At 35.6% G+C, this 12,506-nt stretch carries 12 protein-coding genes and 1 riboswitch; of the genes, 4 read left to right on the top strand and 8 right to left on the bottom strand.

Annotated features, from left to right (window positions below; all coding sequences use genetic code 11):
• The first annotated feature begins 34 nt into the window (after positions 1-34).
• A riboswitch (Lysine riboswitch) is annotated at positions 35-214 on the top strand.
• A gap of 120 nt (positions 215-334) precedes the next feature.
• The gene (gene dapA, locus CD30_RS08300) at positions 335-1,231 is read left to right on the top strand and encodes a 4-hydroxy-tetrahydrodipicolinate synthase (RefSeq protein ID WP_052126102.1); all 897 of its coding nucleotides are present in this window, start codon (positions 335-337) and stop codon (positions 1,229-1,231) included.
• A 54-nt stretch (positions 1,232-1,285) separates the two neighbouring features.
• Here the strand turns inward: dapA and CD30_RS08295 are convergent, their stop codons facing one another.
• Complete coding sequence (locus CD30_RS08295) at positions 1,286-2,056, bottom strand: HpcH/HpaI aldolase family protein (protein ID WP_052126101.1); 771 nt, start codon at positions 2,054-2,056, stop codon at positions 1,286-1,288.
• Positions 2,057-2,377: 321 nt separating this feature from the next.
• Between CD30_RS08295 and sstT the strand changes: the two genes are divergently transcribed.
• Complete coding sequence (gene sstT / locus CD30_RS08290; protein ID WP_036175161.1) at positions 2,378-3,598, top strand: serine/threonine transporter SstT; 1,221 nt, start codon at positions 2,378-2,380, stop codon at positions 3,596-3,598.
• Between the two features lie 85 nt (positions 3,599-3,683).
• On the opposite strand, the gene CD30_RS08285 is transcribed toward sstT, so the two are convergent.
• From CD30_RS08285 to CD30_RS08275, 3 genes are all read right to left on the bottom strand, one after another.
• A complete protein-coding gene (locus CD30_RS08285) occupies positions 3,684-4,079 on the bottom strand; it encodes a VOC family protein (protein ID WP_036175157.1) in 396 nt (131 codons plus the stop codon).
• Between the two features lie 147 nt (positions 4,080-4,226).
• Complete coding sequence (locus tag CD30_RS08280) at positions 4,227-5,849, bottom strand: flavin-containing monooxygenase (protein WP_036175154.1); 1,623 nt, start codon at positions 5,847-5,849, stop codon at positions 4,227-4,229.
• Positions 5,850-5,864: 15 nt separating this feature from the next.
• Entirely contained in the window at positions 5,865-6,794 is a 930-nt protein-coding gene (locus tag CD30_RS08275; protein ID WP_036175151.1) for an alpha/beta hydrolase, read from the bottom strand.
• Positions 6,795-6,980: 186 nt separating this feature from the next.
• On the opposite strand from CD30_RS08275, the gene CD30_RS08270 reads away from it, so the two are divergent.
• On the top strand, positions 6,981-7,670 hold the full coding sequence (locus CD30_RS08270; protein ID WP_036175148.1) for a response regulator transcription factor: 690 nt from the start codon (positions 6,981-6,983) through the stop codon (positions 7,668-7,670).
• A 122-nt stretch (positions 7,671-7,792) separates the two neighbouring features.
• The gene (locus tag CD30_RS08265) at positions 7,793-9,034 is read left to right on the top strand and encodes an aminopeptidase (RefSeq protein WP_036175145.1); all 1,242 of its coding nucleotides are present in this window, start codon (positions 7,793-7,795) and stop codon (positions 9,032-9,034) included.
• 116 nt (positions 9,035-9,150) lie between these two features.
• Here the strand turns inward: CD30_RS08265 and CD30_RS08260 are convergent, their stop codons facing one another.
• From CD30_RS08260 to CD30_RS08245, 4 genes are all read right to left on the bottom strand, one after another.
• Entirely contained in the window at positions 9,151-9,456 is a 306-nt protein-coding gene (locus tag CD30_RS08260) for a hypothetical protein (RefSeq protein ID WP_052126100.1), read from the bottom strand.
• Between the two features lie 184 nt (positions 9,457-9,640).
• Complete coding sequence (locus CD30_RS08255; RefSeq protein WP_036175142.1) at positions 9,641-11,062, bottom strand: alanine/glycine:cation symporter family protein; 1,422 nt, start codon at positions 11,060-11,062, stop codon at positions 9,641-9,643.
• 245 nt (positions 11,063-11,307) lie between these two features.
• On the bottom strand, positions 11,308-11,544 hold the full coding sequence (locus tag CD30_RS08250) for a small acid-soluble spore protein Tlp (protein WP_036175139.1): 237 nt from the start codon (positions 11,542-11,544) through the stop codon (positions 11,308-11,310).
• A 114-nt stretch (positions 11,545-11,658) separates the two neighbouring features.
• Positions 11,659-12,450 carry a formate/nitrite transporter family protein gene (locus CD30_RS08245; RefSeq protein ID WP_036175136.1) on the bottom strand — a complete coding sequence of 264 codons (792 nt, stop codon included), beginning with the start codon at positions 12,448-12,450 and terminating at the stop codon, positions 11,659-11,661.
• Positions 12,451-12,506: the final 56 nt, after the last annotated feature.

Below are 12,506 nucleotides of genomic sequence, written 5' to 3'. Positions count from 1 at the left end.
ATAATTAAATAATTACTTATTTCAAAAATTTTGAAGTAAGGATAGAGGCGCAAAGACCATTATTACATAATATGAGGATGATGAGATCCTAAGATTATTATGGAAAGGGGAATTTGCCGAAGCTTTAAGACTCTCACTCATCTTGAAGCTGGTTCTGACGTTGAATAAATGCAGGACTGTCATATAGGAAACTATATGGAGGGCTATCTTACGCAAACGAAATGATATTTGTTTCTATTGCAACAACGAGCCCTCGTTGTTGCTTTTTTGCGTTTTTGTACTTACGCCCTTCTCCTCTTAATTTAAAAAATAAATTTAAGGATGTGGAGAAGTTATGTATTTCGGAAAAATTTTAACTGCTATGGTGACGCCATTCGATAGTCAAGGTGAAATTGATTTTCCAGCTACAAAAAATTTAATTGAGTATTTAATTGCAAATGGTACGGATGGTTTAGTCGTTTCTGGTACTACAGGAGAATCCCCAACATTAACAGAAAAGGAAAAAGTGGAACTATTTAAATTCGTTGTTAAAACCGTTGATGGGAGAGTACCTGTCATTGCAGGCACTGGTTCGTATAATACGAAGGCCTCAATAGAGTTAACGGTAGAAGCGGAAAATGCAGGTGTAGATGGCATTATGCTTGTTACACCATACTATAACAAACCTTCACAAGAAGGCATGTATGAGCATTTTAAAGCAATTGCAGCAGCAACGAATTTACCTATTATTTTATATAACATTCCTGGAAGAAGCGTGATCAACTTATCTGTTGATACAGTCATTCAGCTTTCAAAAATTCCTAATATTGTTGCAATTAAAGAAGCAAGCGGCAATTTAGATGCAATGGCTGAAATTATCGAAAATACATCTGAGGACTTTTTATTATACAGTGGTGATGACGGTTTAACGTTACCAGTACTATCAATTGGTGGAACAGGTGTTATCTCTGTTGCTTCTCACATTATCGGTAACGAAATGCAAACAATGATCAAAAAATTTGAAATGGGTCATGTGAAGGATGCAGCGAAAGACCATCGAAGACTTTTACCAATTATGAAGGTATTATTTGCAACACCAAATCCAACATCAGTAAAAGCAGCATTAAATTTAAACGGAATTCAAGTAGGTGGTGTTCGATTACCAATGATTCCATTAAACAATGAACAATTGAACCAATTACAGAACGTATTGAATCGTTATCAAGAAGAAACTAAGAAACTAAATATATAGATGAATAAAGGTGATCTGAAATTAATTCCAATTTCAAATCACCTTTTTTTCGATTTATTTTATATTCGCTAATAGCTTTTGGTAAGCTTCCGTTAGTAAAATAATGTCCATTTTATAAGTTACAGAGTCAATGCCCATAGCATAATATTTCTTTACCGCTTCCTCGGAACCAGCATAAATAAAAGAAAATTTATTGGCAAGCTTACATGCATCCACAACTTTTTGAATTACGGCTTTTACCTCTTCATCTTCAAGCTGACCAGGTTTTCCTAGTGCTGCTGAGAGATCATATGGACCTATAAAAATACCATCTACGCCTTCAGTACGAACGATTTCCTCAATATTTTCTAAACACCCAACTGTTTCACATTGTGGAATAATTAATGCTTCGTTGTTGCTCACTTGGAAATAATGCTCTAACCCTTGCTTTGCATAATCAGCGTACCAAAATGAACTGCCACTCGTTGGCGCAATACCTCTTTCACCTATTGGATAAAATTTCCCGTATTTTACAATCTCCCTTACTTCCTCAACTGTATGGACATTCGGGATAATTATCCCCATTGCTCCAACATCCAATGTTTTTAATATGGAGTTTCGTTCTCCATCCTTTACACGAACAAAAGGCGTGACATTTGAAACCTTTGCAGCACGAATTAAGGATTGTGTTGTTTCTACACTAAACGGACCATGCTCAGTATCAATAATGGCATAATCAAGACCTGCATAGCCTATACACTCTAATGCAGATGCACTGCCTATTTCATGAAATGTTCCTAGCGTTTTTTCCCCTTTTAGCATTTTTTCTTTGACGATGTTCTTCAAAGAACTCTCCCCCTCATTTAACAATTCATAGATTATCCTAATTTATTGTATCAAAAAGCAGAATAACTTTCTTAAAATTCAAAATAATATAATTATAAATTTTCAGATTATTTTGATAATATATCTTTTCTTATTCTCAATTCTTTTATTTTCAAATATCCTACAAAATAATCTTTAATTTTTTTATATTTTGAAATAATTACTTGTTTCGCTTTTGAATTATTCATGATAAACTTGTCTCTATCAAAGTGTCCATTAGGGCAGTACAATTGTTCGCTCTAAAAATATATAATTTGTTTGTATTAATATCGGAGGTAAGTCATGAAAAACATCGTAGTTAAATGGACTGAAATAAGTCTAGTCTTACGCATACTTGCGGGACTAGTAATAGGTATTTTGCTGGCAGTTACTATACCAGATTCATCACAATGGGTATCGATTTTCGGTTCATTATTTACAGGTGCACTTAAAGCCGTTGCACCAATTTTAGTTTTATTCTTAGTAATCCATGCTATTTCTAATCATACTAGCGGAAAAGAAACAAATATGAAAACTGTTATTTTACTCTATGTTATTGGGACAATATCTGCTGGTGCGGTTGGAGTAGTTGCTAGTTTTCTTTTTCCTGTGAATATGATACTAACTAGTGGCGCTGAGGATATTGCACCTCCTGAAGGAATTTTAGAAGTACTTCAAACATTATTAAATAACCTAGTAGATAATCCTGTAAATGCATTATTAAGTGCTAACTATTTAGGAATTCTTATGTGGGCAATTTTACTCGGTTTTATTCTAAGGAAAGCAGCTGATACAACAAAAACGATGATTTCCAATGTTTCAGATGCAATTACAACTATAGTTAAATGGGTAATTGAATTAGCTCCATTTGGTATTATGGGTCTTGTGTTCTCTGCAATCTCTACTAATGGGTTATCTTCATTAGTAAAATACGGTCAATTATTATTATTACTTCTTGGAGCAATGTTCTTTGTTGCATTAGTGGTAAATCCAATTATTTCTTTTATATTCACAAGAAGAAATCCATATCCGTTAGTATGGGCTACATTAAAGGAAAGTGGTTTGACTGCCTTCTTTACTCGTAGTTCTGCAGCAAATATCCCTGTTAATATGAACCTTTGTAAAAAACTAGGGTTAAACGAGGATACTTACTCTGTTTCGATTCCATTAGGAGCTACTATTAATATGGCTGGTGCAGCTGTTACGATTTCTGTTTTAACATTAGCTGCTGCACATACGGTTGGAGTTGAAGTAGACATCTGGACAGCAATTATTTTAATGGTACTTTCAGCGGTTTCTGCTGCCGGAGCTTCAGGTGTTGCCGGTGGTTCCTTATTATTAATCCCACTTGCTTGTAGTTTACTTGGTATTTCTGATGATATAGCGGCACAAGTGATTGGAGTTGGCTTCATCATTGGTGTATTACAAGACTCTTGTGAAACTGCTCTTAACTCTTCTTCTGACGTATTATTTACGGCAACAGCTGATATTGCAAAAAAACGCAAAGAAGCAGCTGCAAATTAATTTTTGAAACAAGCTCCCCCCTTACTGAAAAAAAGTAAGGGGGTTTTTAATATTTGATTTCATTATTTAATTGTAAGTCTTTTATTTATTTTGCATTTTGATCTGTTTGATGAATGCCAAAAACATTTCCTTCACAATCAATATAGTATCCTTGCCATGCCATTCCTGGTAGAGCATGTTTTGGTAGTGCAACAGTTCCCCCAAGCTCTAGAATTTTTGATTCTGTAGCATCGTAATCATCCACTCCCATTGTGCAAGCAAATCCATTTAAAGCTTGTCCTTGTTCAGGGGTTGGCCCTTGTCTTTTCATGAGTGCACCGTTTATTCCAATCTCATTATCTTCTCCAGTTACTGCACCAAAGTATGGCATCCCAGCATAGTCACTCCAATCCTCAAACTTCCAACCAAATACTTCTCCATAAAAATTTTTTGCTCTTTCCATGTCGTTAACGTGAATTTCAAAATGTATTAATCTACCCATTCCTTCCTCCTAATAACCCTTTTTTTATTAGTAATACCAATATATTCTAGCTTTGAATACCAATTATTATTCAATTATTTTTTAAAAATTGAAAAAAGGGTGATATTTTTATAGAAATCACCCTTTAAATTTCTTATATTATAGTTATTAACTTAATACATTAGCCCCGTCTAATAGGAAGCCTTCATAGTTTTTATCCGCCACTTCATCACATATTTTCCGATAATTGTTTAACCCCCCAACGTAAATGACAAAACCACTACGTTTTGTACTGCCATCAAGGTTGGCACCCGTATACCAAGAATTCGTATATGGGAATAAGGTAGTATTTGCAATATCATCACATTGTTTTGCCCATTCTACTTCCGCATCTTCTTTTGCTTCTATTGTTTGAACATTATTTTCTTCTAAATACTCAATACATCTATCGATCCAATCAACATGCTGTTCTATAGAAGATGGCATATTAGTTAATACCGATGGGCTTTGAGGTCCTGTTATCATAAAGAAATTCGGGAAGTTTTGAACTGATAAGCCGAGATATGTTTTTACTACTTTTCCATTTTCCCACTTTTCTTTAAGCGGTTGGCCATCGCGTCCACGAATGTCCATTCTTAAAATGGAACCAGTCATGGAATCATAGCCAGTTGCAAATACAATCGCATCACACTCGATTGTTCCATTTTCTAGCTCTACTCCATTTTCAACGATACGGACAATTGGATTTTCCTTTAAAGATACAAGGTTAACATGGTCTTCATTAAAAATTTCATAATAGTTCGTACCGATGATTAATCGTTTCGTAGTGATATAGTAATCTGGATGTAATTTTTTTGCTACTTCAGGATCTTCTACAATTTCATCAATTTTATCGCGAACAAATTGTGAAACAACAAAGTTCGTCTCTTTACTTACCCCTACATCTGAAAATACTGAACCAAGCGCAAGACCACCTGATTCCCAAACATATTCTAGCTGTTTCTTTTGTTCCTCTGGCGGAAGCTCAGTAGCAGATTTCCCAGTTGAGTATGAATGTATTCCACCTGGAGTAGTGAAGAATGCATTTCGAATATATTCATAATTAGCCATTGCTTTATCCTGCTGTTCCGTTGTTAATGGATGGTTACGCGCTTCTGCAACATAGTGAGGTGTGCGCATTAATAACGTAAGCTCTTTAGCCTGTTTTGCAATAATTGGCATTGCTTGTACGCCACTTGATCCATTCCCAATAATTACGACACGTTTCCCTGTAAAGTCTACACCTTCATGTGGCCAACGCCCTGTATGATACTTTTCTCCTTTAAATGTTTCGACCCCTTCAAATGGCGGAATATTTGTTGTTGATAAGCATCCAACACCACTAATAAAATATTTTGCTTCTAATTTTTCATTTGTATCTGTTTCAATTTCCCATTTCTTTTTCTTGTCATTAAAGCTTGCCTTTGTAACACGAGTTTCAAATTGTATATCAGGTCTTAAATTTAGTTCATCCGCAACGAAATTCAAGTACTTCAGGATATCCGGCTGTGCGGAATATCGTTCTGGCCAACGCCACTTTTGGTATAACTCTTTTGAGAAAGTAAAAGTATAGAAGATTGAATCAGAGTCACATCTCGCCCCAGGATAACGACTCCAATACCAAGTACCTCCTACACCATCAGCAGCCTCAATTACTCGAACCTTTAATCCGCGCTCTCTAAGTTTATGAAGCATATAAAGTCCTGCAAAACCGGCGCCGACTACAATTGCATCAAATTGTTTTTCCCCCATAAAATCCCCCTTTGGTTATTTGTTTAAAGTCTTTAAAAAATCTGCAATGGCATTAACTGTCGATTTCGTTTCCTCTGCGAAAAACGCCATATTGCTGAAGAATCCGTGAATACTATCTGGTACTATCTTGTAATCTACCTTTACCCCTGCTTTTTTTAGCTTATCTCGATACAGTGCCCCTTCGTCTTTTAACACGTCATTGTCTGCAGCTACTATAATCGCAGGAGATAAAGCGCTTACATCATCGTATAATAACGGTGAAATATATACATTTTTATATTCCTCTTCACTATTTACATAATAATCTCTAAACCAAATCATTAAATCTTTATCAAGTCCATATCCATTTGCAAATGTTTCATATGAAGGAGTTGTGAAATTAAGATTTGTAGCAGGATAAATTAATGCCTGTGCAGTGATTTTCGGACCATTTTTTTCGTTGCTTAGGATGTTCATTACTGTTGCTAAATTTCCACCAGCTGAATCTCCACCAACAACAATATCTTCAGCATTTGCATTCAATTCTGCTGTATGATTATACACCCAGTTCAGTGCGGTATAGCAATCTTCTACTGGTACTGGAAATTTAAACTCAGGAGCTAATCGATAATCAACAGACACAACTACTCTACCTGTGGTTTCTGCTAACAAGCGGCACCCTGCATCTGATGTTTCTAAATTTCCGATAACCCATCCCCCACCGTGGTAATAAACGAATAGTGGAAATGGACCTTCCCCTTTTGGTGTGTAAATACGTACAGTTATTTCCCCACCATCAACAGGTATTTGTCTATCTTCTACTTTCGTGACTTTTGGTACTTCAATTCCTTCTGGAGTAGGTGCTGCCGCAAAAGCTGCACGAACTTGTTCTGCTGTTAAGTCCTGTAGTTTGGGTCCACTGTAAAAGCCTTCGAGATAGACCTTGGCGTTATTCGTTAATCCCATCTAATTTCATCCTTTCTCCCATATATTTGCATGACTCCTCGTATGCAACTTTATCCTATCAAACTATTTTTCATATCCATATTCCCAATTTCAGCTAATTCCCTTTATCTAAATTAGGCAATTTTAATGGTCATTTACTACTTTTTGTGTAAACGTTTGCATATTTTTATGTAAGGGAGTGATTATATGCAGATGTTACCTTTCATCATGAAAGAAAAATTGAAGGGTGGTGTACATTTACAGTCACATGAGGAACAGATCTGTTACATTTTGCGTATGTTTGACAAGCTGTTTTTAGGGGAAAAACTATCCTTCTATCGCTTTAGTCCCGTTGGTTACGTAGGCGAAGGTGTGGCTATGCTCGTGGATGGACAATTACAATCCCTTAATTATATACGTGATGATATTCGTGCACTAACGGTTATTCGACAAGCAGTTGAGAAACGCAGGCCGATTTTTTATCGTGGCCAAGATATCATCACTCAAATCACAAGTAGATATCAGCGAAATGATATTTTAAAGGCATTGCTAGTTGTTCCCATTGTGGCTAACAATTTAACGATTGCTTATATATGTAGTGAATTTTGTAAGCAGGATGTTGAAATTGAAACAAAGCTTATAGAAGAACTATCTATCTTCGGAAAAACTGCTGGTGAACTTCTAATCCAACCTATTAATCACTCACACCCTAAACTAAGTCCAAGAGAAAATGAGATACTTAAAGCACTTTCAAATGGTTTATCCACTAAGGAAATGGCACAGACACTTGATTTAAGTGAAGGAACAATTAAGCAATATATTAAATCAGCCTTATTAAAGCTAGAAGCTAAAAATCGTGCCCATGCAGTTTCAATATATATGTCGCAAACAAAATAAGTATCATACAATTTCATATTTGTTCAAAAACTTGTCAGAATTAAATGATGGGTTCATTCATTTTTATAGTTAAAGTATTAGTGCTATATTGGTAACAAGACACATTATTGGGGGAATCGAATATGTTAGCCAATTTTGAAGAAAATTTGAAAAAATACGCTAAGCTTTTAGTTACGATAGGAATTAATGTACAACCAGGCGATTGGGTTAAGATGACTATAAATGTAGATCAGGTAATGCTTGCAAGATTAATTACTAAGGAAGCTTACGCATTAGGTGCTGAAAAAGTAATTGTCAAATGGGCAGATGACGAGATTACAAAATTACATTATGTTCATCAACCAACGGAAGTGTTAACAAACATTCCACCGTATGAGATTGAGGAATCTGAGGATCATGTATTGAATCACCGCGTTAGCCGATTATCAATTATCTCTAGTGACCCAGGTCTACTTAATGATGTTGACCCTACAAAAGTTGCTTCATATCAGTCTATTATGGGGAAAGCCCTTCATGTACAGCGTAAAGCGACACAAAATAATGATTTAAAATGGACAGTCGCAGCAGCTGCAGGAGCTGGTTGGGCAGCTAAAGTATTCCCTAATTTGGCAACAGCTGAGGAACAGGTAGCTGCATTATGGGATCAAATTTTCAAAACTTGCCGAGTTTATGAAGAAGATCCTATTAAAGCTTGGGATGAACATAAAAAGATATTAAATGAAAAAGCCGCAAAATTAAACGAAATCCAATTCGATGCCCTTCACTATACTGCACCTGGAACGGATTTAACTTTAGGGCTGCCTAAGAACCATATTTGGGTATGCGCTGAAAGCTATAATCCAAAGGGTGAGGAATTTATCGCTAACATGCCAACTGAGGAGTTGTTTACTGCTCCAGATACACGTCGTATGGATGGAGTAGTCCGTAGCACAAAGCCGCTCAGCTATGCTGGTACGTTAATCGAAGGAATCGAAGTACATTTTAAGGATGGAAAAATTGTCGATATCTCAGCTGAAAAGGGAGATGAGGCAATTAAAAAGCTCGTATTTGATAATGAAGGTGGCACTGGATTAGGAGAAATTGCACTTGTTCCAGATCCGTCTACAATTTCACAGTCAGGTATTACATTTTTCAATACATTATTTGATGAAAATGCATCAAATCATATTGCGATTGGCTCTGCTTATCCAACGACAATTCAGGGAGGCACAACAATGAGCCAAGATGAATTGCGTGCTAGCGGACTAAATCTATCAACTGTTCATGTAGACTTTATGATTGGTTCTGCTCAAATGGATATAGACGGTATTAAACAAGACGGTACTACTGTTCCAATTTTCCGTAATGGCGATTGGGCGATCTAATAGCTTTATTCTTTAATTATAAAAGCCAACTCATTTGATTAGAGTTGGCTTTATTGTTGCTCCTAAGCAATTGCCTACCATAGGACGACCAAAGGGACTTTCGTAGTAAAATCGTTCTAACTAAATATTTGCATGAGAGCAATCTTATACATAAATGTCACAAACCCGATTGCTATTCCTAATATAGCCGCTCCCCGATTTACTTCCTTATGCAATCCTACCATACCAAAAAGAATAGCTAATACCCAAAAAAATGGTGCTAGAATCCAACCTACTAGAGGAATTAAACTTAATATAAACCCTAAGACCGCAAGCAAAATTGACAAAGACGCTGCTGCATTCGTTTCCTTCTCTACGACATGCTGATGATGCTCCAATCCTATCATCCCTTTACCGTGGAATATCTTAATAACATTTTTCACCAGAATCACTTCTTATATTCATGAAGATATACGCTTAATGATAAAAAATTTCTTATTACAGTAAAGTAGGTCTATACTATGTTCACTAAAAAAACAGCAAAATAAGAACTGAATTTTATCATCCATTCCTTACCTTGCTGTTTCTTTACATGATATAGTTCAGAGAGTTTTAGTAGTTTCTCTATTATCGCTTGTCTTCTTCGTCTCCCCAGCATTCAACATCGCCAATATTTGGAACATTTTTCTTATAGAACACAGGGTCTTTCCCTTTTTTTCGCTGTTCTAAATAATCATTAATAACGGGCTTCGCCACTTTCCAAAGGAGTAAAATCGCAATTAAGTTAATCAGTGCCATAATAGCCATAAATAAATCGGCTAAATCCCATACTACTTGAACCTTTGCAATAGAACCAAATAACACAAAGCCCACAACTAATATTCGGAATAAAAGCAATGCTGTTTTAGATTCTTTAATAAACCCAATATTTGTTTCACCGTAATAATAGTTACCAATGATTGTACTAAAGGCAAATAAAAAGACTGCAATCGCTAAAAATATTCCAGACCAATCACCTAAACTACCTACTAATGAAGCCTGTGTTAAATTTACTGATGCTGCATCAGACTGAAGATATGCATCACTTAGTAATACGATTGCTGCAGTCGCAGTACAAACAACTAATGTATCAATAAATACACCTAACGCTTGAATTAACCCTTGTTTAACTGGGTGAGAAACGGATGCCGTTGCAGCTGCATTTGGTGCAGAACCCATCCCGGCTTCATTTGAGAATAAACCACGTTTAATCCCATTCATAATCGCTGCCCCAATCATACCAGCAAAGGCTTCTTCTAATCCAAATGCTGATTTAAATATAAGCATAATTACTTCAGGTAACGCAGTCATATTTAAAATTACTACTATTAATGCTATGGCAATATAAGCAATTGCCATAACTGGCACAATTATTTGTGTAACATTTACAATACGTTTCAAACCGCCAAACACAATAATAGCCGTTAAAATCGATATGATGATTCCTACAAGTAGGCGATTCGTATCAAAACTTTCTTCAAATGCGATTGTAATCGTATTTGCTTGTACTGCATTAAATACAAAGCCATAAGTCAATGTAATAACAACCGCAAATAAGATACCCATCCATTTTTTATTAAGCCCTTTTTCAATATAATAGGCTGGACCACCTTTATACATTCCAGTGATTGGATCCTTCACTTTATAAACTTGGGCTAAAGTACTTTCAATTAATGCAGATGCACCGCCAATTAGAGCAATTATCCACATCCAAAATACAGCTCCAGGTCCACCTAGTGCAATGGCAGTTGCTACCCCGGCAATATTACCTGTACCAATACGAGAAGCGGCAGAAATTGTGAATGCCTGGAAAGATGAAATACCCTTTTTCCCTTTTTGATCTTTGGGTGATTTTTCTGTTAAAAGCCTAAACATTTCTGGGATTAATCGAAATTGAATACACCTTGTTTTAAATGTAAAAAACAATCCTACACCAACTAATACAATGATTAACAGGTAAGAATATAAAAATGTATTTACATTTTTTAATATACTTTCAAACAATTCCATTTTGTTACCTCCATTATAATAAAAAACACATATTCTATATGATTTACATCTGTACTTATTTGAATGCGATAAGTCAAAACTTTGAATTATCTTATAATTCTAAGAATAGATTACCTGTTGAAGCAATATCAATAAATTATAACAGTATAGTATTATCTATGTAAAATGACGCATTTTTTACTATATTCGGAATAATAAAAAAGAACGAATCCTTTTTATGAATCCGCCCTTTATCAGGTTGCTATTTATATTTCTCTATTTTTCCGTGCAGCCATTTCTTCTTCCATTTCTTTTTTCATAGCTTCAATCGAGTTTCTACGACGCTCGTTTTTTTGGCTCAACATTTCACGTTCCTCTGCGCTTGCAAACTCCATACTAATCTCAGCCTCATGTAATTTTGCTTCCGTATTCTCAATCATATCATGTAATCTTTCCACGTTATTAAAGCGATTGTCTGGCTTCGGTTGTTTATTGTTCTCCATTTCAATCCTCCAAGTTTCATTCTTCAATTAATTTCTAGTTTGATACAATTTTATTTTTGTATACAAATACTTTAATAATGAAAACTCGGAGAAGGTCATGTTCTATGTATACAGCTACACATTACTTTTATGTTGATCTTCATTTTTCACCTTTATGTAGGCATTAAAATAAAACATGCTAACAAAAATTACAGCTCCAATTGCGTTTCCTAAAAACACTGGAAGTATATTTTTTATAAACAGCAGCCAAGAAAGCTCCCCTGCAAATATAGCAGCCGGAATAATAAACATATTTGCTACAACATGTTGAAAGCCTATGAGAACAAAGGCCATGATTGGAAACCAAATTGCTAAAGTCTTTCCTATAAACGTTTTAGCTCCCGTACATAACCAAACAGCCATTGCCACAAGCCAATTACAACCAATACCTGAAACGAGAGCCTGCCAAAAAGTAGCCGTTACCTTTCCATTAGCAGTTTGTACGGTTTTTTCTAAAAATGCTCCCTCTGTTAATCCAAGAAAATGTCCAAAAAAATATGCAACAAATAGCGCACCAAGTAAATTAAATAGCGTAATCCAAAACCAATTTCTTATTAATTGCATTAACCTTACTTTCTTCGCCATATATGACATGCTGACTGACATCATATTACCTGTTACTAATTCTCCGCCACCCAATAAAATTAATATTAAACCGAGCGGAAAGACACTTGCCCCCATAAACGTCACAAGGCTACCCCACTCTTCAGGCATCGTACCCATCATTCGAATACATCCAAGAAAACCAAGTGATATGAAGGCTCCCCCTAAAAATCCTAAATAAAACATGTTTGGAAGCGACATACTTGCCTTCTCTACACCCTTTTGTATGGTGATTTCAGCAATCTCCTTTGGCGTATAATCCATCCCAATCCCCCCTTAATCTTGTTTCAACAAAGTTTGTAAAACGACAGATTACAAAT

It is taken from the genome of Ureibacillus massiliensis 4400831 = CIP 108448 = CCUG 49529, from assembly GCF_000772965.1.
GTDB lineage: Bacteria > Bacillota > Bacilli > Bacillales_A > Planococcaceae > Ureibacillus > Ureibacillus massiliensis.
This window is presented reverse-complemented; position numbering and strand designations above follow the sequence as displayed.

Bases quoted from the DNA above. Each gene is read 5' to 3' on its own strand.
- CD30_RS08255 (WP_036175142.1), bottom strand. From the start codon at position 11,062: ATGGAATTGTTTGAAAGTATATTAAAAAATGTAAATACATTTTTATAT.
- CD30_RS08265 (WP_036175145.1), top strand. From the start codon at position 7,793: ATGTTAGCCAATTTTGAAGAAAATTTGAAAAAATACGCTAAGCTTTTA.
- dapA (WP_052126102.1), top strand. From the start codon at position 335: ATGTATTTCGGAAAAATTTTAACTGCTATGGTGACGCCATTCGATAGT.
- CD30_RS08245 (WP_036175136.1), bottom strand. From the start codon at position 12,450: ATGGATTATACGCCAAAGGAGATTGCTGAAATCACCATACAAAAGGGT.
- CD30_RS08270 (WP_036175148.1), top strand. From the start codon at position 6,981: ATGCAGATGTTACCTTTCATCATGAAAGAAAAATTGAAGGGTGGTGTA.
- CD30_RS08285 (WP_036175157.1), bottom strand. From the start codon at position 4,079: ATGGGTAGATTAATACATTTTGAAATTCACGTTAACGACATGGAAAGA.
- CD30_RS08280 (WP_036175154.1), bottom strand. From the start codon at position 5,849: ATGGGGGAAAAACAATTTGATGCAATTGTAGTCGGCGCCGGTTTTGCA.
- CD30_RS08250 (WP_036175139.1), bottom strand. From the start codon at position 11,544: ATGGAGAACAATAAACAACCGAAGCCAGACAATCGCTTTAATAACGTG.
- CD30_RS08275 (WP_036175151.1), bottom strand. From the start codon at position 6,794: ATGGGATTAACGAATAACGCCAAGGTCTATCTCGAAGGCTTTTACAGT.
- sstT (WP_036175161.1), top strand. From the start codon at position 2,378: ATGAAAAACATCGTAGTTAAATGGACTGAAATAAGTCTAGTCTTACGC.